The organism is Kitasatospora saccharophila (genome assembly GCF_039529925.1).
Classification (GTDB): Bacteria; Actinomycetota; Actinomycetes; order Streptomycetales; family Streptomycetaceae; genus Kitasatospora; species Kitasatospora saccharophila.
The window spans coordinates 54,285-76,176 of record NZ_BAAANS010000033.1 but is presented as its reverse complement, the minus strand read 5'-3'; the positions used below and the strand labels follow the sequence as shown (position 1 = coordinate 76,176).

The 21,892-nt window shown below is 74.6% G+C and carries 20 protein-coding genes; 17 read left to right on the top strand and 3 right to left on the bottom strand.

Features of this window, described 5'->3' with window-relative positions:
* Positions 1-181 precede the first annotated feature (181 nt).
* The 3 genes from ABD345_RS23525 to thiD all read left to right on the top strand — a co-directional run bounded on the left by ABD345_RS23525 (position 182) and on the right by thiD (position 3,144).
* On the top strand, positions 182-1,150 hold the full coding sequence (locus ABD345_RS23525; RefSeq protein WP_344554578.1) for a thiamine-phosphate kinase: 969 nt from the start codon (positions 182-184) through the stop codon (positions 1,148-1,150).
* 127 nt (positions 1,151-1,277) lie between these two features.
* Positions 1,278-2,303, top strand: a complete 1,026-nt coding sequence (locus ABD345_RS23520; protein WP_344554577.1) for a 6-phosphofructokinase — start codon at positions 1,278-1,280, stop codon at positions 2,301-2,303.
* A 31-nt stretch (positions 2,304-2,334) separates the two neighbouring features.
* Positions 2,335-3,144, top strand: a complete 810-nt coding sequence (thiD, locus tag ABD345_RS23515; RefSeq protein WP_344554576.1) for a bifunctional hydroxymethylpyrimidine kinase/phosphomethylpyrimidine kinase — start codon at positions 2,335-2,337, stop codon at positions 3,142-3,144.
* Positions 3,145-3,461: 317 nt separating this feature from the next.
* On the opposite strand, the gene rpmB is transcribed toward thiD, so the two are convergent.
* The gene (gene rpmB / locus ABD345_RS23510) at positions 3,462-3,647 is read right to left on the bottom strand and encodes a 50S ribosomal protein L28 (RefSeq protein WP_014138233.1); all 186 of its coding nucleotides are present in this window, start codon (positions 3,645-3,647) and stop codon (positions 3,462-3,464) included.
* 243 nt (positions 3,648-3,890) lie between these two features.
* Between rpmB and ABD345_RS23505 the strand changes: the two genes are divergently transcribed.
* From ABD345_RS23505 to mutM, 10 genes are all read left to right on the top strand, one after another.
* Positions 3,891-5,498, top strand: coding sequence for a DAK2 domain-containing protein (locus ABD345_RS23505; protein ID WP_344554575.1), 1,608 nt, complete (start codon positions 3,891-3,893; stop codon positions 5,496-5,498).
* Between the two features lie 37 nt (positions 5,499-5,535).
* The gene (gene recG, locus ABD345_RS23500; RefSeq protein ID WP_344554574.1) at positions 5,536-7,737 is read left to right on the top strand and encodes an ATP-dependent DNA helicase RecG; all 2,202 of its coding nucleotides are present in this window, start codon (positions 5,536-5,538) and stop codon (positions 7,735-7,737) included.
* Positions 7,738-7,842: 105 nt separating this feature from the next.
* Positions 7,843-8,352: a hypothetical protein gene (locus tag ABD345_RS23495; RefSeq protein ID WP_344554573.1), complete on the top strand. Its 510-nt coding sequence runs from the start codon at positions 7,843-7,845 to the stop codon at positions 8,350-8,352.
* Positions 8,353-8,446: 94 nt separating this feature from the next.
* A complete protein-coding gene (gene rsmD / locus ABD345_RS23490; RefSeq protein ID WP_344554572.1) occupies positions 8,447-9,031 on the top strand; it encodes a 16S rRNA (guanine(966)-N(2))-methyltransferase RsmD in 585 nt (194 codons plus the stop codon).
* 32 nt (positions 9,032-9,063) lie between these two features.
* Positions 9,064-9,549, top strand: coding sequence for a pantetheine-phosphate adenylyltransferase (coaD, locus tag ABD345_RS23485; protein WP_344554571.1), 486 nt, complete (start codon positions 9,064-9,066; stop codon positions 9,547-9,549).
* A 129-nt stretch (positions 9,550-9,678) separates the two neighbouring features.
* Positions 9,679-10,839 (top strand): F0F1 ATP synthase subunit B, encoded by a 1,161-nt coding sequence (locus tag ABD345_RS23480; protein WP_344554570.1) that lies wholly within the window; start codon positions 9,679-9,681, stop codon positions 10,837-10,839.
* A gap of 155 nt (positions 10,840-10,994) precedes the next feature.
* Positions 10,995-11,588: a YceD family protein gene (locus tag ABD345_RS23475; protein ID WP_344554569.1), complete on the top strand. Its 594-nt coding sequence runs from the start codon at positions 10,995-10,997 to the stop codon at positions 11,586-11,588.
* Between the two features lie 49 nt (positions 11,589-11,637).
* Complete coding sequence (gene rpmF, locus ABD345_RS23470; protein ID WP_033252700.1) at positions 11,638-11,811, top strand: 50S ribosomal protein L32; 174 nt, start codon at positions 11,638-11,640, stop codon at positions 11,809-11,811.
* A gap of 20 nt (positions 11,812-11,831) precedes the next feature.
* Entirely contained in the window at positions 11,832-12,635 is an 804-nt protein-coding gene (gene rnc / locus ABD345_RS23465; protein ID WP_344554568.1) for a ribonuclease III, read from the top strand.
* A gap of 13 nt (positions 12,636-12,648) precedes the next feature.
* Positions 12,649-13,506, top strand: a complete 858-nt coding sequence (mutM, locus tag ABD345_RS23460) for a bifunctional DNA-formamidopyrimidine glycosylase/DNA-(apurinic or apyrimidinic site) lyase (protein WP_344554567.1) — start codon at positions 12,649-12,651, stop codon at positions 13,504-13,506.
* A gap of 55 nt (positions 13,507-13,561) precedes the next feature.
* Here the strand turns inward: mutM and ABD345_RS23455 are convergent, their stop codons facing one another.
* Together ABD345_RS23455 and ABD345_RS23450 are read right to left on the bottom strand one after the other, a co-directional pair.
* Positions 13,562-14,476, bottom strand: a complete 915-nt coding sequence (locus ABD345_RS23455) for a DMT family protein (RefSeq protein ID WP_344554566.1) — start codon at positions 14,474-14,476, stop codon at positions 13,562-13,564.
* Between the two features lie 175 nt (positions 14,477-14,651).
* A complete protein-coding gene (locus ABD345_RS23450; protein WP_344554565.1) occupies positions 14,652-15,959 on the bottom strand; it encodes an MFS transporter in 1,308 nt (435 codons plus the stop codon).
* Between the two features lie 169 nt (positions 15,960-16,128).
* On the opposite strand from ABD345_RS23450, the gene ABD345_RS23445 reads away from it, so the two are divergent.
* The 4 genes from ABD345_RS23445 (at position 16,129) to smc (ending at position 21,881) form a co-directional block, all read left to right on the top strand.
* Positions 16,129-16,929, top strand: coding sequence for a hypothetical protein (locus tag ABD345_RS23445; RefSeq protein ID WP_344554564.1), 801 nt, complete (start codon positions 16,129-16,131; stop codon positions 16,927-16,929).
* Between the two features lie 147 nt (positions 16,930-17,076).
* A complete protein-coding gene (locus ABD345_RS23440; RefSeq protein ID WP_344554563.1) occupies positions 17,077-17,370 on the top strand; it encodes an acylphosphatase in 294 nt (97 codons plus the stop codon).
* A 382-nt stretch (positions 17,371-17,752) separates the two neighbouring features.
* Positions 17,753-17,956, top strand: a complete 204-nt coding sequence (locus tag ABD345_RS23435) for a hypothetical protein (protein ID WP_344554562.1) — start codon at positions 17,753-17,755, stop codon at positions 17,954-17,956.
* A 313-nt stretch (positions 17,957-18,269) separates the two neighbouring features.
* Positions 18,270-21,881 carry a chromosome segregation protein SMC gene (gene smc / locus ABD345_RS23430; RefSeq protein WP_344554561.1) on the top strand — a complete coding sequence of 1,204 codons (3,612 nt, stop codon included), beginning with the start codon at positions 18,270-18,272 and terminating at the stop codon, positions 21,879-21,881.
* Positions 21,882-21,892: the final 11 nt, after the last annotated feature.

The window sequence follows — 21,892 nt, the reverse complement described above, 5'->3', positions numbered from 1 at the left end:
CAGGCGGCTGGGTGGGGGAGTTGCGACCGGCAGTCTGATCACCACGCTACCGCGCGACCACACGGACGGGGGAGACCCCGGAAGGCCCGGAAGGCGTACGCTGCGGGCGCGGGGGCGGGGGCCCCGCGGCACGGGGCGCACACCTAATCGGACAAACACGGGGAACGCGGAGGACGGGCTGATGCAGGGGACCGTGGGCGAACTCGGCGAGTTCGGGCTCATCCGGGAGCTGACCGCACGGCTGCCGATGACCCCGGCGGTGGAGCTCGGGCCCGGCGACGACGCGGCCGTGGTCAAGGCGCCCGACGGCCGGGTGGTGGCCACCACCGACGTGCTCATCGAGGGCCGGCACTTCCGCCGCGACTGGTCCACCGCGTACGACGTCGGCCGCAAGTGCGCGGCGCAGAACCTCGCCGACATCGCCGCGATGGGCGCCGTCCCGACCGCCCTGCTGCTCGGCCTGGTCACCCCCGCCGACCTGCCCACCACCTGGGCCACCGAGCTGATGGACGGGCTGCGCGACGAGTGCCAGGTGGCCGGCGCCACCGTGGTCGGCGGCGACGTGGTGCGCGGCGACACCATCACGCTGGCCATCACCGCGCTCGGCGACCTGCAGGGTCGGCGCCCGGTGGTGCGCTCCGGCGCGCAGGTCGGGGACGTGGTCGCGGTGACCGGCTGGCTCGGCTGGTCCGCCGCCGGGCTGACCGTCCTGCAGCGCGGCTTCCGCTCCCCGCGCGCCTTCGTCGAGGCCCACCGCCGCCCCGAACCGCCGTACCACGCCGGCCCCGCCGCCAGCGAGCTCGGCGCCACCGCCATGGTCGACGTCTCCGACGGCCTGGTCGCCGACCTCGGCCACGTCGCCCGGGCCAGCGACGTCGACATCGACCTGCGCGCCGCCGACTTCGACGTCCCCGCGCAGATGGCCGACATCGGGCAGGCCGTCGGCGTCGACCCGCTGGTGTGGGTGCTCTCCGGCGGCGAGGACCACGCCATCGTCGCGACCTTCCCCAAGTCGACCGCGCTGCCCGCCCGCTGGCGGGTGATCGGCGAGGTCGTGCGCACCGCCCGCCCCGGCCGCGGCGGCACCGTCACCGTCGACGGCGCCCCCTGGGACCGCACCGCGGGCTGGGACCACTTCGCCGAGCAGTAGCCGCCCCTCCCGGGCGGGGCGCCCCCGAGCGCGTAGTGTTGCGCCTGTCGGGCGGACCGACAGCGTCGACGGTCCGGTCCACCTACGTACGCGGGGGCGCACCCCCAGGAGCAGGAGCACAGCCACCATGCGAATCGGCGTTCTCACCAGCGGCGGCGACTGCCCCGGCCTCAACGCGGTCATCCGCTCCATCGTGCACCGCGGCACCGACGTGCACGGCGACGAGATCCTCGGCATCGAGGACGGCTTCCTCGGCCTGATCGAGGGGCGGGCCCGGCCCATCACGCACGAGGACGTCACCGGCCTGCTCACCCTCGGCGGCACCGTCCTCGGCTCCGCCCGGGTGCAGCGCGAGAAGATCCGCTGGGCCGTCGAGAACTCCCGCGAACTCGCCGCCAAGCTCGGCATCGAGGCGCTGATCGCGATCGGCGGCGAGGGCACCCTCACCGCCGCCAAGCTGTTCAGCGACGCCGGACTGCCCGTGGTCGCCGTCCCCAAGACCATCGACAACGACATCGACGCCACCGACGTCACCTTCGGCTTCGACACCGCCGTGCACGTCGCCACCGAGGCCATCGACCGGCTCAAGACCACCGCCGAGTCCCACCAGCGGGTGATGGTCGTCGAGTTGATGGGCCGCCACACCGGCTGGATCACCCTCACCGCGGGCATGGCCGGCGGCGCCCACGGCATCCTCATCCCGGAGAAGCCCTTCGACATCGAGGCCGTCGCCCGGATGATCGAGGAGCGCTTCCAGCGCGGCAAGAAGTTCGCCATCATCGCCGTCGCCGAGGGCGCCCAGCCGCTGCCCGGCACGCTGCGCTTCGAGCACGGCCAGGTCGACCAGTTCGGCCACCAGACCTTCGGCGGCATCGGCACCCGGCTCGCCATCGAACTGGAGAACCTGCTCGGCAAGGAGGCCCGGCCGGTCATCCTCGGCCACACCCAGCGCGGCGGCACCCCCACCGCGCTCGACCGGGTGCTCGCCACCCGCTTCGGCTGGCACGCCGTCGAGGCCGTCCACAAGGGCGCGTTCGGGCACTTCACCGCACTGCGCGGCACCGAGATCCACCTCACCCCGATCGCCGACGCCGTCGTCCAGCTCAAGACCGTCCCGCAGGACCGCTGGATCGAATCCGAGGCCGTGCTCTGACCCGCCGGGCGGGATCGGTAGGTTGGGGCGCATGAGCACCGAAACCGCCGCCCCGCCCCGAGTCCTCACCGTCGCCGGCTCCGACAGCGGCGGCGGTGCGGGCATCCAGGCCGACCTCAAGGCCATGCTCGCGCTCGGCGTCCACGGCATGAGCGTCATCACCGCCGTCACCGCGCAGAACTCGCTCGGCGTCCAGGGCTACTGGGAACTGCCCGCCGAAGCCGTCCGCGCCCAGTACCGCAGCGTCGTCGACGACATCGGGGTCCAGGCCGTCAAGACCGGCATGCTCGCCTCGGTCGAACTCGTCGAGACCGTCTCCGCACTGCTCGCCGACGCCCCCGCCCCCGTCGTGGTCGACCCCGTCGGCGTCTCCAAGCACGGCGACGCGCTGCTCGCCGCGAACGCCGTCGACACCCTCCGGACCCGGCTGCTGCCGGTCGCCACCCTCGCCACCCCCAACCTGCACGAGGTGACCCAGCTCACCGGGCGCACCGTCACCGGCGAGGACGAGATGCTCGACGCCGCGAAGGCGCTGCGCGACCTCGGCCCCGACTGGGCCCTGATCAAGGGCGGCCACCTGGAGGGCGAGGCCGCCGACCTGCTGCTCGGCCCCGACGGCGAGACCCACTGGTACCGCGCCCCCCGCCACGACAACCGCCACACCCACGGCACCGGCTGCACCCTCGCCAGCGCGATCGCCGCGCGGCTCGCCCTCGGGGACCCGATGCCGCGAGCCGTCGCCCACGCCAAGGCGTACGTCACCGGCGCGATCGCGCACGGCTTCGCGCTCGGTTCCGGCATCGGGCCGGTGGACCACTTCTGGCAGGCCCGGAACTCCTAGGCAGGCGAAGGGGGACACCACCAGGGGCCCGGCGGAGCGCGCACTCAGGGGCTCGGGGAACGGCGAGGCCGTGGCTGCGGGCGGTGCACTGCCGTGGCGCGCGTCTGCTTCGGGTTCCGTTTACTACACGCAGCAGCACGGACACTTCGATGGGCTCCGGCCGTCAGCAGCATCGACCCGCCGTTCCCCGGGCCCCTGACGGGGCCCGTGCGCAGCATCGACCCGCCGTTCCCGAAAGCCGAAAGCCGACCACGGTCCCCCGGAGGGGCGTGGTCGGCTTTCGGGGAAAGCTGGTGACCGGGTTACCGGTCTGCGCGTCAGCGCGAGACCTTACCGGCCTTGATGCACGAGGTGCAGACGTTGAGCCGCTTCGGCGTCCGCCCGATCACAGCGCGCACCGTCTGGATGTTGGGGTTCCAACGACGGGGGGTGCGGCGGTGCGAGTGGGAAATGCTGTTGCCGAAGCCCGGGCCCTTGCCGCAGACGTCACAGTTGGCAGCCACAGGAGTCACTCCAAGACTTCAGATCAGGTACTTGTCACTAGCCCGGGGTGCTCCAGGCAACCGGGAGAGCATACAACGGTGACTCCCGCTCAACGAAACTACCACGATCGCGGGGGTGATCGTTCCCCCGAGCTGGGCACGAGCCTGCGGCGGGCACCCCCGCGGGGGCCGATAACCTGCCAGCATCGCCCCTCGCCACCGCGTCCTGTCGTGTTCCCGTGGCGTTCATCCGGAGGAGACCTGGTGCTGGACACCCTCGACGCCCCGGCCGTCCGCACCTGGTGCCGGCTCGCGCTGGCGGCCCTCGGCCAGGCCCGCGAGGAGATCGACGCGCTGAACGTGTACCCGGTTCCGGACGGCGACACCGGGACGAACCTCTACCTGACGGTGGAGTCCGCCGCCGAGGCACTGGACGCGGTGTTCGCCGCCGCCGAGGAGCCCGGACTGGCCGTCGCCGCGGCCGCCGCCGCCCGCGGCGCGCTGATCGGGGCCCGCGGGAACTCCGGCGTGATCCTGGCGCAGTGGCTGCGCGGCCTGGCCGAGGTGCTGGCCGCCGGCGGCGAACTGGCCGCCGCGCTCGACCACGGCGCCCGCTCGGCGTACCAGGCCGTCGCGGTGCCGGTCGAGGGCACCCTGCTGACGGTCGCCGCCGCCGCCGCGGAGGCGGCCGGCGGCGCGGACGGACTGACCGGACAGGCCCAGGAGGCGTACCGGGCGGCCCGGCAGGCGCTGCTGCTCACCCCCGACCAGCTCTCCGTGCTGGCCGAGGCGGGCGTGGTGGACGCGGGCGGCCGGGGCCTGGTCGCGGTGCTGGGCGCGCTGGTGGACGCCGTCTCCGGGCAGCAGCCGATGGGGCCGGTCGCGCTGCGCCGCGAACTGGACCCGCTGGTGCTGGACGGCTGCGAGAGCTACGAGCGGGCGCCGGGCTCTGGCCACCCCGCGTTCGAGGTGATCTACCTGCTGGAGGCCGAGGACGAACAGCTGCCGGTGCTGCGCGAACGGCTCGGCCGGCTCGGCGACTCGCTGGTGATCGGCGGCGGGGACGGTCTGTGGAACGTCCACGTGCACGTGGACGACGCGGGCGCGGCCGTCGAGGCGGGCGTCGAGGCCGGGCGGCCGCACCGGATCAGGATCACCCACTTCGCCGAGGCCGCGGCCCGCTCCGGCGAGCGGGAGGAGACCGTCTCGCACGGGCGGGCGGTGCTCAGCGTGGTCACCGGCAGCGGGCTGGCGCAGCTGTGCGGGCAGGCCGGCTCGGTGGTGCTGGAGGCCGACCCGGACCGTCCGCCCGTCAGCGCCGAACTGGTCGCCGCCGTGCACCGCTGCGGGGCCCGCGAGGTGGTGCTGCTGCTCAACGACCCCGAACTGCGCCCGGCCGCCGGCGCCGCCGCCGACCAGCTGCGCGAGGAGGGCGTGCGGATCGCCGTGCTGCCCACCCGCTCCCCGGTGCAGGGCCTCGCCGCGCTGGCCGTGCACGACGCCGGACGGCGCTTCGACGAGGACGTGGTGGCGATGACCTCCGCCGCCGGCGCCACCCGGTACGCCGAACTGGCCGTCGCCGAGGGCGAGTCCTGGACGATGGCGGGCGTCTGCCAGGCCGGCGACGTGCTCGGCCTGATCGACGGCGACGTCGCGGTGATCGGCACCGACCTCACCGAGACCGCGCTCACCGTGCTCGACCGGATGATCGCGGCCAGCGGCGAACTGGTCACCCTGGTGCTCGGCGAGGAGGCCCCCGCGGACCTCGCCGACCGGCTGATCGCGCACGCCCGGCGCACCCGCCCCGAGGTCGACACCGTCGCCTACCGGGGCGGCCGGGAGGCCGTGCCGCTGCTCATCGGGGTGGAGTGAGCCGGAGCGTCGGTCCGGTGGTGTGAAATGGGACGCCATGGGCGCTCTCGATGAACCGCTGAAGGAACTGGTCGGCGACCGCACCGCGAAGGTGCTGGCCGACGGTCTCAAGCTGCGCACGGTCGGCGACCTGCTGCACCACTACCCGCGCCGGTACGTCGAGCGCGGGCAGCTCACCAGCCTGGACGAGCTGGAGGTGGACGAGCACGTCACCGTGCTGGCCCGGATCGAGAAGGTCACCCTGATCCCGTTCCGCGGCCGCAAGGGCGACCGGCTGGAGGTGGTGGTCACCGACGGCCGCTCCCGGCTCTCGCTGGTGTTCTTCAACCAGGGCTGGCGGCAGAAGGACCTCCGCCCCGGCCAGCAGGGCCTGTTCGCGGGCAAGGTCGGCCTGTTCAACCGCACCCGCCAACTCGCCTCTCCCGACTACCAGTTGATCGACGACGAGGAGGGCTCCTCGGCGGCGAAGCAGTTCGCCGGCCGGCTCATCCCGGTCTACCCGGCCAGCGCCCAGATGCCCAGCTGGAAGCTCGCGCTCTGCGTCGAGATGGCGCTCACCAAGCACCTGGCCGACGTCGGCGAACCGCTGCCCGCCGAACTGCGCGCCGAGCACGGCCTGATCCCGCTGCCCGAGGCGCTGGAGCTGATCCACCGCCCGCACGACCAGGTGGAGCGGGAGCGCGCCCAGAACCGGCTGCGCTGGGACGAGGCGTTCGTCCTCCAGGTCGCCCTCGCCCAGCGCCGGGCCGCCGACTCCGCGCTGCCCGCCGTCCCGCGCCGCCCCGTCCCCGGCGGCGTGCTGGACGCCTTCGACGCCCGGCTGCCCTTCACCCTCACCGACGGCCAGCGCAAGGTCTGCGCCGAGATCTTCGCCGACCTGGCCACCGAGCACCCGATGCACCGGCTGCTCCAGGGCGAGGTCGGCTCCGGGAAGACGCTGGTCGCGCTGCGCGCCATGCTCGCCGTGGTCGACACCGGCGGGCAGGCCGTGCTGCTCGCCCCCACCGAGGTGCTCGCCCAGCAGCACCACCGCTCGATCACCGAGATGATGGGCGACCTCGCCGAGGCCGGGATGATCGGCGGCTCCGAGACCGGCACCCGGGTCGCCCTGCTCACCGGCTCGATGGGCGCCGCCGCCCGCCGCGGCGCGCTGCTCGACATGGCCTCCGGCAAGGCCGGCATCGCCATCGGCACGCACGCCCTGATCGAGGACAGGGTGCAGTTCGCCGACCTCGGCCTGGTCGTCGTCGACGAGCAGCACCGCTTCGGCGTCGAGCAGCGCGACGCGCTGCGGGCCAAGGGCGAGCAGCCCCCGCACCTGCTGGTGATGACCGCCACGCCGATCCCGCGCACCGTCGCGATGACCGTCTTCGGCGACCTGGAGACCTCCGTCCTGGACCAGCTGCCGTCCGGCCGCTCGCCGATCTCCACCCACGTCGTCCCGGCGCTGGAGAAGCCCAACTTCCTCGTCCGGGCCTGGGAGCGGGTCCGCGAGGAGGTCGGCAAGGGCCACCAGGCGTACGTGGTCTGCCCGCGGATCGGGGACGAGGAGGAGCCGGCGAAGGGGAAGAGGAAGCGCAAGGAGGAGCCCGAGGAGGTCGGAGGCGCCGACGGCGAGGAGCGGCGGCCGCCGCTGGCCGTGGTGGAGACCGCCGAGAAGCTCGCGAAGGGCCCGCTGGCCGGGCTGCGGGTGGAGATCCTGCACGGCCGGCTCGCCCCCGAGGCCAAGGACGACGTGATGCGCCGCTTCGCCGCCGGCGAGGTGGACGTGCTGGTCGCCACCACCGTGATCGAGGTCGGCGTCAACGTGCCGAACTCCACCGTCATGGTGATCATGGACGCCGACCGGTTCGGCGTCTCCCAGCTGCACCAGCTGCGCGGCCGGGTCGGCCGCGGCTCCGCCGCCGGGCTCTGCCTGCTGGTCAGCGACATGCCCGCGGCCAGCGCCGCCCGGGCCCGGCTGGACGCGGTGGCCGGCACCCTGGACGGCTTCGCGCTCTCCCGGATCGACCTCGAACAGCGCCGCGAGGGCGACGTGCTCGGCCAGGCCCAGTCCGGCGTGAAGTCCTCGCTCAAGGTGCTCTCGGTGCTGGAGGACGAGGAGGTCATCGCCACCGCCCGGGCCGAGGCCACCCGGCTGGTCGCCGCCGACCCCGCGCTGGAGGCCCACCCCGAGCTGCGCACCGCGCTGGAGAGCCTGCTCGACGAGGACCGCGCGGAGTACCTGGAGAAGGGCTGAGGCGGGTCGTTCGGACACCCCGACTGTCAGTGCCCCGGGAGAGAATGTAGTTGTTCGGGGCGCACTCCACGGTGCGTCCCCGGCACGAGAATTGGGGGTCATTGCATGGCATTCCGTCACCTCAACGAGCTCCCGCTCGGCGACAAGGTCTTCCGGATCGAGGTCGCCAGCGAGGACGACCGCGAAGTCGCCCTCACCCTGACCGGCTGGCGCGAGGGGGACTCCGCCAACCCGGTCGCCTCCGGCAAGCTCCGCCTCCCGGTGGAGGACGTCGCCTCGCTGCGGATCGCGCTCAACCGCGCCCTGCGCGCGCTGGCCATCGTCGCCGACGTCTCCGAGCCGATCCCCGACCGGGACGTGCTCCGCGAGCTCTACCCCGGCCACGGCTCCCCCTGGGTGCCGCAGCACGAGGAGGAGCTGGTGCGCCGCTTCCACGACGGCGACACCATCGCCCGGATCGCCGCCCGCTACGGCCGCACGCCCGACTCCGTCCGCACCAAGCTGCGCGAGCTCGGCCACGACCCGCGCCGCCCCGAGTACTGCCCGCCGGACGGCTGCCTGTCCTGGTCGCGCTACGCCTCGCCGACGCTGCTCGGCGCCGCGTCCAGCGAGTAGGCCCTGACGGGGGGTGCCGCGCGCCCGGCCGCCGCCGCCGCGGTCGGCTAGGGTCGGGCGCGCAGCACCCCCCACCCGCAAAGGACCCAACGCCATGCCTCGCGTGATCGCCGGCCGTGCCGGAGGCCGCCCGCTCGCCGCGCCGCCCGGCCGGAACACCCGCCCGACGTCCGACAAGGCGCGGGAGGCGATGTTCTCCACCGTCGAGGCGCTGTTCGGCCCGATCGCCGGCGCCCGGATGCTGGACCTGTTCGCGGGCAGCGGCGCGGTCGGGCTGGAGGCACTCTCCCGCGGGGCCGCGCACGCCCTGCTGGTGGAGGCCGACCCGGGCGCGGTCCGCACCGTCCGGGAGAACGTCCGGACGCTGGGCCTGCCCGGCGCCGAGGTGCGGGCCGAGAAGGCCGAGAAGGTGATCGCGGGGGCGCCCCCGGCCGAGCCGTACGACCTGGTGTTCCTGGACCCGCCGTACGCGGTGGAGGACGCCGTGCTGCGCGAGATGTTGGCCACACTCCGCTCGGGGGGCTGGCTGTCCGAGCACGTTCTCGTCACCGTGGAACGCAGCACCCGGGGCGGCGAGTTCGGTTGGCCGGACGGTTTCGAGGGGCTGCGTTCGCGCAAGTACGGCGAGGGCACGCTCTGGTACGGTCGCGCCGCCGACGGGGCTGACCAAGACTCGTAGCAGAACACCCCGCCCCACAAGGGAGCACACGCATGCGCCGCGCCGTCTGTCCGGGGTCCTTCGACCCCATCACCAACGGACACCTCGACATCATCGAGCGGGCCTCCAAGCTGTACGACGTGGTGCACGTGGCGGTGCTGATCAACCGCAACAAGCAGGGCATGTTCTCCGTCGACGAGCGGATCGCCCTGATCGCGGAGACCACCGCGCACCTGGGCAACATCGAGGTGGAGTCGCACAGCGGCCTGCTGGTGGACTTCTGCCGCGAGCGCGGCATCCCGGCGATCATCAAGGGCCTGCGGGCGGCCGGCGACTTCGACTACGAGCTCCAGATGGCCCAGATGAACCACGGGCTGACCGGCGTGGAGACGCTCTTCGTGCCGACCTCGCCGACGTACAGCTTCCTCTCCTCCAGCCTGGTCAAGGAAGTGGCCTCGCTGGGCGGCGACGTCTCCCACCTGCTGCCCCCCGTGGTGCACCGGCGGCTGGTCGAGCGGATCGCCGAACGCCGCAACTGACCCGGGCGTTGCGGGCGGCGGGGTGAGTGGCCGTACAGTCTGTACTCCCGGCCCCGGGGCCGCACCCAGCGGTCTTCGGGCACTGCCTCCGCCGCACCTCGGCGGCACACGGAAAGACTGAAGACGCCCGTGGACGTGCAGCAGAAACTCGACGAGATCATCGCCGTGGTCGAGAGGGCCAAGGCGATGCCGATGTCGTCGTCCTGCGTGGTCAACCGTGCCGAGTTGACCGGACTGCTCCGCGACCTGCGCGAGGCGATGCCCGCCGAACTCGCGCAGGCCCAGTCGGTGGTGGCCGACCACCAGCAGATGGTGGCCGACGCCCAGGCCCAGGCCGACCAGATCATCCGCGGCGCGCACGACGAGCGCGGCTCGCTGATCTCCGACACCGAGGTGGTCCGGCAGGCCCAGGCCGAGGCGGACCGGATCCTCGCCGAGGCGCGGGCCGAGGAGCACACCAAGCGGGCCGAGGCCGACGACTACGTCGACTCCAAGCTGGCCAACTTCGAGGTGGTGCTGACCAAGACGCTCGGCGCGGTCGGCCGCGGCCGGCACAAGCTGCGCGGCGACTCCGGGGTGTACGAGCCGGAGGCGGACGGCGCCGACGACGGCGAGGAGTTCCGGCCCCGGATCAGCCCCAGCCCGGAGGCCGACGAGTACGTCGACGTGAAGCTGGCCACCCTGGAGGCGGTGCTCTCCGCCACCCTGGAGGCGGTCGGCAAGGGCCGCGACAAGCTGCTCGGCAAGGCCCCGATCGACGAGCTGGGCGCCTACCTGGCCGCCGCCGACGAGGCCCAGCAGCTCAAGGACCGCGCCGAGGCGGTGGCGGCCGGCTTCGGCGCCGAGGACGACCAGCAGAACTGGTACGCCGACGTCCCGCAGCAGCAGAGCTGGCCCGAGCAGACCCCGGCCGCGGCCGGCTGGCAGCAGCCCGGCGAGGACCCGTACGCCCAGCCGCAGACCCCGCAGTACGCCGAGGTGTACGGCGGCGGCTACGACCCGGCCGCGGCCCCGCAGACCGACCCGTACGGCCAGTCCTACGGGCACCAGCAGCCGGTCGACCCGTACTACCAGCAGCCGCAGTACCAGCAGCCGCAGGGCTTCGACCAGTGGGGCAACCCGCTGCCCGTCGACCCGTACGGCTACCAGCAGCAGCCCCAGCAGCAGCCCCAGCAGCAGGCCCAGCAGCAGGCCCAGCTGCCCCAGCAGCAGGGCGGGTTGGACGAGACCAGCTTCTTCGACACCAGCATGATCGACATGACCAGGCTGCGGGAGCTGGGCGGCCGCTGAGGGGCGAGTTGGGTTCGGCGCGGACTCTCCGGTAGTCTGACCACTCCGGCCTGTTCGTGCCGGGTTCGCCGTGTGCCCGCTCGCCGGGCCGCCGCAGAAACCGAAACTCCGCGCCGCGCAGGGATGCGCGCCGCCGCCCAGGAAGTCAGGAAACCTTGAACCGCCTCGACCACCGCGACCCCCTCGTGTTCGACACGCACGAGCTCGGCCGTCGCCCCGGATCGCTGCGCAAGGTGACCCGCACCCTGGAGGCCCCGGCGGAGCTCGGCATCGCGGACGTGATCGGCGTTCCCGAGAAGAGCGAGATCGCGCTGGAGCTCCGCATGGAGTCGGTGGTCGAGGGCGTGCTGGTCACCGGCACCGCCGAGGCCCACGTCACCGGCGAGTGCTCCCGCTGCCTGGAGCCGGTGGAGGACGACCTGGAGGTCGACTTCCAGGAGCTCTACTACTACCCGGAGTCCGAGGAGCGTCACCGCGCGATCGCGGGGGACGACTTCGACGAGGAGTCCGAGGACGAGACTTACCGCCTGGAGGGCGACCTGTTCGACCTCCAGCCGGTGCTGCGTGACGCGGTGGTGCTCGCACTGCCGCTGCAGCCGGTGTGCCAGGACGACTGCCTGGGTCTGTGCTCCGAGTGCGGAGCCCGCCTGAGCGACGACCCGGCGCACCACCACGACGCCGCCGACCCCCGGTGGGCGGCTCTGCAGGGACTCTCCGCCGCCCCCGGCGACGAGGGTGACGAGGAATAAGACACAGCGGTACCCGTGAGGGCCCCGCCGTAGAACCAGGAGATTTACCGTGGCTGTTCCGAAGCGGAAGATGTCGCGCAGCAACACGCGTCACCGCCGTTCCAACTGGAAGGCTGTCGTGCCCGCGCTCGTCGCGTGCGACCGCTGCCACGAGCCGAAGCTCGGGCACACCGCGTGCCCGACCTGCGGCACGTACAACCGTCGCCAGGTCCTCTCGGTCTGATCGGCGGGGTGCACGGATCGATGTCGGACACTGGCAGTTCCCCCCGCAAGCCGAACCCCGGGACCAACGGGGGTAGGGGCGGTGGGCCGGCTTCGACCGAATACGACGTCCTGGAAGGGCGCCTCGGGTACTCACTTGAGCGCGCCCTTCTGGTACGCGCCCTGACCCACCGCTCGTACGCCTACGAGAACGGCGGGCTGCCCACCAACGAGCGCCTGGAGTTCCTCGGCGACTCGGTGCTGGGCCTCGTGGTGACCGACACCCTCTACCGCCTCCACCCGGAGGTCGCCGAGGGCACGCTCGCCAAACTCCGCGCCGCGGTGGTCAACTCCCGCGCGCTCGCCGAGGTCGGCCGCGGCCTGGACCTCGGGGCCTTCATCCGCCTGGGCAAGGGCGAGGAGGGCACCGGCGGCCGCGACAAGTCGTCGATCCTCGCGGACACCGTCGAAGCCGTGATCGGCGCGACCTACCTCGACCAGGGCCTGGACGCGGCCACCGAGTTCGTCCACCGCCTGTTCGACCCGCTGATCGCGGAATCCGCGCAGCTCGGCGCCGGACTCGACTGGAAGACCAGCCTCCAGGAGCTCACCGCCTCCGTCGGCCTGGGCGTCCCCGAGTACGTGGTCGCCGAATCCGGCCCGGACCACGAGAAGACCTTCACCGCCGCCGCCCGGGTGGCCGGCCAGGACTACGGCTCCGGCAGCGGACGCTCGAAGAAGGAAGCCGAGCAGAAGGCCGCCGAGTCCGCCTGGCGCTCCATCAAGGCCAAGCACGAGGCCGAACAGGCCGTGCGGCCCGCCGGCGAATCCGCCGCGACGGTCTGAGCGCGGACGCGCCGTGCCCGAGCTGCCCGAGGTAGAGGTCGTCCGCCGCGGTCTGGCCCGCTGGGCCGCCGGACGCACCGTCGGCGACGTCCAGGTGCTGCACCCGCGGGCCGTCCGCCGCCAGGCGGGCGGCTCCGACGAGTTCACCGCGCTGCTGCGCGGCCGCACCCTCGGCGCGCCGCAGCGCCGCGGCAAGTACCTGTGGGTGCCGCTCGGCGACGGCCTCTCGCTGATCGGCCACCTCGGGATGAGCGGCCAACTCCTCGTCCAGGAACCGGAGATGGCCGACTCCGTGCACCTGCGGGCCCGGCTGAGGTTCACCGACGGCGGCACCGAACTGCGCTTCGTCGACCAGCGCACCTTCGGCGGCCTCGCCGTCGAGGAGGCCGAGGCCGGCGACCCCGAGTCCACCCCGCTCTCGCTCGCCCACATCGCCCGCGACCCGCTCGACGCCCGCTTCGACGACGACGCCTTCGCCCGCGCCCTGCGCGCCAAGCGCACCACCGTCAAGCGCGCCCTGCTCGACCAGACCCTGGTCAGCGGCGTCGGCAACATCTACGCCGACGAGGCGCTCTGGCGCAGCCGCCTGCACTTCGACCGCCCCACCGCCACCCTGACCCGCCCCGCCGCGCTCGAACTGCTCGGCCACGCCCGGGACGTCATGACGGCGGCGCTGGCCGTCGGCGGCACCAGCTTCGACTCGATGTACGTCAACGTCAACGGCGAGAGCGGCTACTTCTCCCGCGACCTCGACGCCTACGGCCGCGAGGGGCAGCCCTGCCGCCGCTGCGGCACCGCGATGCGCCGCGACGCCTGGATGAACCGCTCCAGCTACTCCTGCCCCACCTGCCAGCGCCCGCCCCGGGCCTGATCCGCCCGCCCGGCCCTCCCGGTCGCCCCGACCCGGCGGCCGGGCCGGGGCGCCGTCAGTGCGCCCTCCCGGCGGCCGCCTTCTCCTCCTCGGCGGCCGCGTGCAGCGCGCCGCCCTCCTCGCCGAAGTAGGCCACGCCGACGGCACTGGCCACCGCCAGCACGAAGCCGAGCACGGCCAGCCAGCCCAGGCCGTCCCGGGAGGAGTCGCCGAGCCAGAGCACGCCCACCGCGCCCGGGACGACCGTCTCGCCGACCACCAGGGCGGCGGTCGCGCCGTTCACCGAGCCGATCTGCAAGGCCACCGTGTGCAGGTACATCCCGCCCAGGCCGCCGACCAGGACGGCGTACAGCGCGGGGTCGGCGAGCAGCGCGCCGAGGTCGAAGGGCTGCACGCCGTCCAGGACCCGCACGCCGATGCCCAGCGCGCCGAAGCCCAGGCCGGAGAGCAGGCCCGCCACGATCGCCCCGCCCGACCCGAGCCGGCGCACCACCAGCGAACCGCCCGCGACCAGCACCGCGGAGCCGATCAGCAGTGCCCAGTGGAAGGCCCGGGCCGCCTCGTGCCCGCCCTCCGGGCCGGCCGCCACCGCGAGCAGCACCAGCGCGCCGCACAGGATCCCGATCGACAGCCACTCCAACTGCCGCAGCCGCAGGCCCAGCAGCTTCACCGAGAGCACCGCGGTGATCACCAGGTTGGCGCTGATGATGGTCTGCGACAGGAACAGCGGCAGCAGCCGGGCGGCCAGCGCGCCCAGGCCGAAGCCGATGAAGTCCAGCACCGTGCCGAGGATGAACTCCCAGGTGACGGCGGCCTTCGCGGTCGAGGCCAGGCTCGGCCCGCCGTGCTCGGTGACGGTGCCGTCCGCCGCCTCCTGCCGGGCCGAGCGGCGGGCGCCGAGGGCCTGCAGCACCGAGCCGGTGCCGTAGCAGGCGGACGCCGCGACGGCGGTGACGAGGCCGAGGATCACCTGGAGTCTCCTGAGGGGGAACGGGTACGGCTGCGGAAGATCGTCACCACTATGCCCGCTCGGAGCGCCCCGCCGGGCCGCCGGGGAGCAACTCCGGCCGGTCGGCGGGGGTGCGGGCCCCGATACCGTCCTGGGGTAGCGGGTCCGGGGCCATCAGCCGGTCCCGGCAGCCGGCTCAGCGGGCCGACGGTCCCCGGCCCCGGTCCCGCCCCCCGTCCCGCCCGGACGGGACGGGGACCGCTCGCGGGTCCGGGAGCGGGAGGCCGTCGGCGGCCGGCTCGCGGCGGCCCAGCAGCGCCAGCACCGCCGCGCAGGACAGCAGTTGCCAGGCCGCGCCCCAGCCCAGCACCGTCCCCGCGCCGACCGCCGAGGCGAGCGGGCCGGCCAGCGCCAGCCCCACCGGCCCGAACGCGAACGCCCCGAGCGTCACGTACGCGCCGACCCGGCCCAGCGCCCGCGGCGGGACGTGGCGCTGGGTCAGGGCGGCGAACAGGCTGCCGGAGACGATCGAGGTCACCCCGGCCCCGGCGGCCGCCGCCATCACCAGCGGCAGCGGCCAGCCCAGCGCCAGCGCCCCCGAGGGCAGCGCCCAGCCCGCGGTCACCAGCAGCACCGTGCGCAGCGGACGGCGCGGCCGCCGCCCCAGCAGCACCAGCCCGCCGAGCACCGCGCCCGCCCCGTAGGCGCCCAGCACCGCGCCCCAGCCGCCCGCGCCGCCGAGCCGCGCGCGGGCCAGCACCGGGCCGAGCACCAGGAACGGCGCCCACACCAGCAGGTTGAACAGGCAGCCCTGCAGCACGCTCACCCACAGCCACCGCCGGGAGCGGAACTCGTCCCAGCCGTCGCGGAGTTCGGCCAGCAGCCCGGGCGCGGGGCCGTCGGCGGCGGGTGCGGGCGGGAGGCGCAGCAGGGCCAGCGCGGCCAGGCCCGCCGCGTACGAGGCGGCGTCGAGCAGCAGCACCCAGCCCGGGCCCGCGGTGGCGGTCAGCAGCCCCGCCAGGGCCGGGCCGGCCACCGCGGAGCCGTTCCGGGCGATGCCCAGCAGCGCGTTGGCGTCGGCCAGTTCGGCGGGCGGGACGATCCGCGGCAGCAGCGCGTCCTGCGCGGGCAGGAACACCGCCTCGCCCAGTCCCCACAGCACCATCAGCGCGGCCAGCGCCCACACCGTCCCGTGCCCGGCGAACAGCAGCGCCGCGGTGGCGGCCTGGGTCGCGCAGCGCAGGGCGTCCGAGCCGAGCATGGTCCGGCGCGGTCCGAGCCGGTCGGCGGCCGCCCCGCCGAGCACCAGCAGCAGCACGATCGGCACGATCCGGGCCGCCATCACCACGCCCAGCCCGGAGCCGCCGCCCCCGCCGTCCAGCACCGCGAAGGCCACCGCGACGGAGGCGGTGGAGGAGCCGAACAGGGAGACCGCGTACCCGGTGAAGAAGAGGCGGAAGGGCCGCCCGCGCAGGACGGCGAGCCGCCGTGGAGTCGGTGTCACAACCGGCAGGCTGCCCGGCCGCCGGGCCGCCCGGCAAGGGGTCGCGCCGGAAAACCTGAGCGGATCCGCCTCAATTTTCCCGGGGTCGGGGTCCGGCGCAGTAAATCGCCGATTTACCGCAGTCGGGGCGGGTGTTGACGGTTTCCGGCCAGGAGGATTTACTGCGGGAATGACACCCGTGGAGTTCGCCGTCGCGGCCGAGCACTACCTGGCGGGGGCGCCGCTCGCGGACGGCTCCCGGCGGGTCTACCGGATCGCCCTGCACACCTGGGCCTGGCTGCTGGTCGGCCGCACCCCGCCGTCCGGCCCCGAGCGGCGGCGGGCCGCCCCGCCGGTGCTGCCGCTCACCCTGCTGGACGGGCCGGGCGCGCCCGAGCGGCTGGCCGCCGCCTTCGCCGCCCGGGCCGGGGCGGTGGGCGCGCGCACCGCCAACCGCGAACTGTCCGCGCTGCGGGCCGCCCTGCGCTGGTGGTGCGCGCGGGGCTGGCTGTCCGCCGACCCGGCCGGGGAGCTGCGGCCGCTGCCGGTCCGTCCCGCCGCCGCGGGGGCGCCGGGGGAGGAGCGGCTGCGGGCGGTGCTCGCGCTGCGGGTGCCGCTGCGCGAGAAGGTGCTGTGGCACCTGGTCCGGGAGACCGGCGCGCCGATCGAGCGGCTGCTCGCGCTGGACGTGGACCGGCTCGACCTGCCGAACCGCCAGGCCCGCACGGCGGCCGGCGAGCGCCCGCTGCGCTGGCGCGGCGGCACCGCCCGGCTGCTGCCGCTGCTGGTGGCCGGCCGCACCGCGGGGCCGCTGTTCCTCACCGGCCGGCGCGCCCCGGCCGGCACCCCGGAGCGCGACCGCTGCCCGCTCACCGGCCGCGGCCGGCTCTCCTACCGGCGGGCGGCCGAGCTGTTCACCGCCGCCACCGCCCCGCTGGACCCGGCCGGCCGGGGCTGGACGCTGCACTCGCTGGCCGAGCACCACCGCTGAGGGCCGGGCGCGGGGTCGGCGGCGGGGAGGTTCGCGCGGGGATGGTCGTGCGGGAGAGGAGGGGCCGTGCTGGGGTGGGGAGGGTCGGTGGAAGGGGCGTGAAGCCCGTTCCGAGCGCCCCCGAAGTGCCCGACTATGGTCGGACACATGCAAGGTCACGACAGCCACCGATCCGTCCGCGCCACCGTCTGGGTGCGCGGCCGCGTCCAGCAGGTGGGGTTCCGCTGGTGGACCAGGGCCAGGGCCCTGGAGATCGGGCTGACGGGCTACACGAGCAACCTCGGGGACGGCCGGGTCCAGGTGGTCGCCGAGGGGTCGCGCGCCGACTGCGAGCGGCTGCTCGCCGCGCTGCGCGGGCCCGGAACGCCTGGTCAGGTCAGCGGAGTCACCGAGATCTGGACCGCCGTGGGCGAGGGGTACGAGGGCTTCGCGATCCGATGAGCACACCGCGGTTGCCGGCGGGAGGAGAGCCCCCGGCAACTGCCGGTGTCATAGGGTTGCCTTCGGGCCGGAGTCATGGTTGACTCCGCAGACGTAGTGATCCACTAGCCCGGCCGATGGTGTGAGGTTCCCGCCATGCAGGTGACAGGGGCGCGGTAGCGTGCGGTGATCGTGTTGACCCGTACGGTCTTTGGTGAGACGCTGGAAACCCGCGCACAGGTTTGCGTTTAACCGGCGGGGCCACGCCTGTGAGTGTGTCACTCACCAGCGGATGCCCTCGTAGTGCCCAGCCAGCACGTCCGGCGCGCAGGCGCGTGCGTATCCCTTCCCCCAAAGACCCACCGTACACGGTTCGGTCACTCAGCGTGGAGGACCACACATCATGGCAAAGGCGCTTCTCGGGTACGTCGGCGGCCCCGACCCGCGAATGCTCTCCGAGATGCGACGGCTGCAGCAGCGCGTCCAGGACCTGGAGAACGAGCTCATGAAGCTCCAGGCCGAGAACGACGCGCTGTCCGCCGTCGCCGACGAGCACTCGCTGCTCAGCAGCATCGACCTGGACCAGCGCGAGCCGGCCCTGACCTGATCGCTCGTGGTCCTCACGATCGACGCAGTCGTGCACTGAGCTTCCCCGACGAGGGGATGGCAGCCTGCGAGGGACGTCCGATGCGGACGTCCCTTCGTCGTGTCCACGCCGGTCCGCTCGCCGAGAGACTGCCCGACCCGCCGCACGGCCAAACCCCCGCCTGGAGCCCCGGCGGCGGTGCGGCCGGATACAGTCGCAGGCGGCGGGCCGTCCCGGAGGGGACGGCAGGTGACGGGGCGCGCCGCCGCGGTCCGCGGCGCGGGGTTCGGCGGTCCGGCGGTTCGCGGCGGTCCGCGGCGAGGAGGACGGTCGGGTGCACCTCAAGAGCCTGACCCTGCGCGGGTTCAAGTCCTTCGCCTCGGCGACCACCCTGCGCTTCGAACCCGGCATCACCTGCGTGGTCGGCCCCAACGGCTCCGGCAAGTCCAACGTCGTCGACGCGCTCTCCTGGGTGATGGGCGAACAGGGCGCCAAGTCGCTGCGCGGCGGCAAGATGGAGGACGTCATCTTCGCCGGCACCAGCGGCCGCCCGCCGCTCGGCCGCGCCGAGGTCAGCCTCACCATCGACAACACCGACGGCGCCCTGCCGATCGACTACTCCGAAGTCACCATCACCCGGACGATGTTCCGCAACGGCGGCAGCGAGTACGCGCTCAACGGCACCACCTGCCGGCTGCTCGACATCCAGGAACTCCTCTCCGACTCCGGCATCGGCCGCGAGATGCACGTCATCGTCGGCCAGGGCCAGCTCGACTCCGTGCTGCACGCCGACCCGATGGGGCGGCGCGCCTTCATCGAGGAGGCGGCCGGCGTCCTCAAGCACCGCAAGCGCAAGGAGAAGGCGCTGCGGAAGCTCGACGCGATGCAGACCAACCTCAACCGGGTCCAGGACCTGGTCGCCGAACTGCGCCGCCAGCTCGGCCCGCTGGGCCGCCAGGCCAGGATCGCCCGGCGCGCCGCCGGCATCCAGGCCGAACTGCGCGACGCCCGGCTGCGACTGCTCGCCGACGACCTGCTCACCCTGCGCCGCGCCGTCGAGGCCGAGGTCGCCGACGAACTCGCCCTGGGACTGCGCCGCACCACCGTCGAACAGCAACTCGCCGCCGCCCTCCAGCGCGAAGCCGTCCTGGAGGCCCAGGTCGAACAGCTCGGGCCCGCCCTGGAAGCCGCCCGGCAGACCTGGTACCGGCTCTCCTCGCTCGCCGAACGCACCCGCGGCACCATCGGCCTCGCCGAGGCCCGGGTGCGCGCCGCCGCCACCGCCGGACAGCTGGAGGAACGCCCCGGCCGCGACCCCGAGGACCTCGAACGCGAGGCCGCCCGGGTCCGCGAGGAGGAGGCCGCCCTCGAAGAGGCCCTGGAACAGGCCCGGTACGCGCTGGCCGAGGCCGTCGAGGAACGCGCCGACCTCGAACGCGCCCTCGCCGAGGAGGAGACCCGGCTGCGCGCCGCCGCCCGGGCCATCGCCGACCGGCGCGAAGGACTCGCCCGCCTGCAGGGCAGCGCCGCCGCCGCCCGCTCCCGGGCCGCCGCCGCCGGGGCCGAGGCCCAGCGGCTCGCCACCGCCCGCGACGAGGCCCGGCTGCGGGCCGCCGCCGCCCAGCGGGAGTACGAGGAACTCCTCGAACGGAACCGGGAGTTCAGCGCGGAGGAGGAACTCGGCGAGGAACTCCACGAGCAGGCCCGGGACGCCCTGCGGGCCGCCGAACGAGCCCTCTCGGCGGCCCGCGAGGCACTCACCGCCGCCGAGAAGGAACGTGCCGCGCTCACCGCCCGGCACGACGCGCTCGCCCTCGGCCTGCGCCGCAAGGACGGCAGCGCCGCCCTGCTCGGCCTCCCCGGCGTCCTCGGCCCGGCCGCCGAACTCCTCACCGTCACCCCCGGGTTCGAACTCGCCGTGGCCGCCGCGCTCGGCGCCGCCGCCGAAGCCGTCGCCGTCCCCGACGCGGCCACCGCCGCCGCCGCCCTCGCCCGGCTGCGCGCCGAGGACGCCGGCCGGGCCGCCCTGCTGATCGCCGACGGGACGCGGCCCGCGGTCCCGGACCCGCCGGCCGGCGCCCGCTGGGCCGGCGCCCTGGTCGACGGCCCGGCCGCGGTGGCCGACGCCGCCCGCCGACTGCTGGAACGCACCGCCGTGGTCGAGGACCTCGACGCGGCACGGCGGTTGACCGCCGCCCACCCGCACTGGAACGCCGTCACCCCGGACGGCGACCTGCTCTCCGCCGCCCTCGCCCACGGCGGATCGCCCGGCGCGCCCAGCCCGTTGGAGACCCGCGCCGCCGTCACCGAAGCCGCCCGCGGCATCGCGGAACTCGACGCCCGCTGCGAGCGGCTGGCCGGAGAACTCGCCGCCGCCCGCGAACGGCGCGCCGAACTCACCGCCGAGGTCGAGCGGTCGACCGCCCGCCGGCGGCAGGGCGAACAGCGCCGGGCCGAACTCGCCGGCACCCTCGGCCGCTCCGGCGGCGCCGCCCGCGCCGCCGCCGACGAGGCCGACGGCACCGCCGTCGCCGCCGCCGGGGCCGACCGCGGCCTCGCCGGGGCCCGGGCCGCCGCCGAGGAACTCGCCGCCCGGCTCGCCACCGCCGAGGAACTCGCCGACGGCGGCGAGGACGAACCCGACCCCGCCGAACGCGACCGGCTCGCCACCGCCGCCTCCGCCGCCCGGCAGACCGAGATGGAGTCCCGGCTCGCCGTCCGCACCCACGAGGAGCGGGTCCGCGGCCTGAGCGGCCGCGCCGACCGGCTCGACCGCGCCGCCCGCACCGAGCGCGAGGCCCGCGCCCGCGCCGCCGAACGCCGCGAACGCGCCCGCCACGAGGGCGCCGTCGCCACCGCCGTCGCCGCCGGCGCCCGCCACCTGCTCGGCCGGATCGAGGGGACGCTCGCCACCGCCGAGACCGAACGCGCCGCCGTCGAGGCCGACCGCGCCGCCCGCGAGGCCGAACTGCGGCAGTTCCGCGAGCACGGCCGCGAACTCAAGGCCGAACTCGACCGCCTGGTCGACGCCGGGCACCGCGACGAGGTGCTGCGCGCCGAGAAGCGGCTGCGGATCGAACAGCTGGAGTCCAGGGCGCTGGAGGAGTTCGGCATCGAGGCCGGCGAACTGCTCGCCGGCTACGGCCCCGACCGGCCCGTCCCCGCCCCGCCCGCCGAGGACGCCCCGCCCGCCGGGGACGGCCGGGAACCCGCCGGCGAGCCCCGCCCCTACGTCCGGGCCGAGGTCGAGCAGCGGCTCAAGGCCGCCGAACGCGCCCACCAGCAGCTCGGCAAGGTCAACCCGCTCGCGCTGGAGGAGTTCGCCGCGCTGGAGGCCCGGCACCGGTTCCTCGGCGAGCAGCTCGACGACCTGCGCAAGAGCCGCCGCGACCTGATGGACATCGTCCGCGACGTCGACACCCGGGTCGAGCAGCTGTTCACCGCCGCCTACCACGACACCGCCGCCCAGTTCGAGGGCGTCTTCGCCCGGCTCTTCCCCGGCGGCGAGGGCCGGTTGCTGCTCACCGACCCGGAGAACATGCTCACCACCGGCGTCGAGGTCGAGGCCCGGCCGCCCGGCAAGAAGGTCAAGCGGCTCTCGCTGCTCTCCGGCGGCGAACGCTCGCTCACCGCCGTCGCGCTGCTGGTGTCCATCTTCAAGGCCCGGCCCAGCCCGTTCTACGTCATGGACGAGGTGGAGGCCGCGCTCGACGAGACCAACCTGCGGCGGCTGGTCGGGATCATGGAGGAGCTGCGGGCGAGCTCCCAACTGATCGTCATCACCCACCAGAAGCTCACCATGGAGTCCGCCGACGCCCTGTACGGCGTCACCATGAAGGGCGACGGCATCTCGCAGGTGATCAGCCAGCGGTTGCGGGTACCCGGGCAGGAACGCCAGGACGAGCACAGGACAGCGCTGGAGCCCGCACAGCCGGGCCCGGCATAGGCGCTAAGTGA

Excerpts from the sequence above, each read along its gene's own strand:
- ABD345_RS23525 (WP_344554578.1), top strand. The coding sequence starts at position 182 with ATGCAGGGGACCGTGGGCGAACTCGGCGAGTTCGGGCTCATCCGGGAG.
- ABD345_RS23520 (WP_344554577.1), top strand. The coding sequence starts at position 1,278 with ATGCGAATCGGCGTTCTCACCAGCGGCGGCGACTGCCCCGGCCTCAAC.
- thiD (WP_344554576.1), top strand. The coding sequence starts at position 2,335 with ATGAGCACCGAAACCGCCGCCCCGCCCCGAGTCCTCACCGTCGCCGGC.
- recG (WP_344554574.1), top strand. The coding sequence starts at position 5,536 with ATGGGCGCTCTCGATGAACCGCTGAAGGAACTGGTCGGCGACCGCACC.
- ABD345_RS23495 (WP_344554573.1), top strand. The coding sequence starts at position 7,843 with ATGGCATTCCGTCACCTCAACGAGCTCCCGCTCGGCGACAAGGTCTTC.
- rsmD (WP_344554572.1), top strand. The coding sequence starts at position 8,447 with ATGCCTCGCGTGATCGCCGGCCGTGCCGGAGGCCGCCCGCTCGCCGCG.
- coaD (WP_344554571.1), top strand. The coding sequence starts at position 9,064 with ATGCGCCGCGCCGTCTGTCCGGGGTCCTTCGACCCCATCACCAACGGA.
- rnc (WP_344554568.1), top strand. The coding sequence starts at position 11,832 with ATGTCGGACACTGGCAGTTCCCCCCGCAAGCCGAACCCCGGGACCAAC.
- ABD345_RS23445 (WP_344554564.1), top strand. The coding sequence starts at position 16,129 with ATGACACCCGTGGAGTTCGCCGTCGCGGCCGAGCACTACCTGGCGGGG.
- ABD345_RS23440 (WP_344554563.1), top strand. The coding sequence starts at position 17,077 with ATGCAAGGTCACGACAGCCACCGATCCGTCCGCGCCACCGTCTGGGTG.
- ABD345_RS23435 (WP_344554562.1), top strand. The coding sequence starts at position 17,753 with ATGGCAAAGGCGCTTCTCGGGTACGTCGGCGGCCCCGACCCGCGAATG.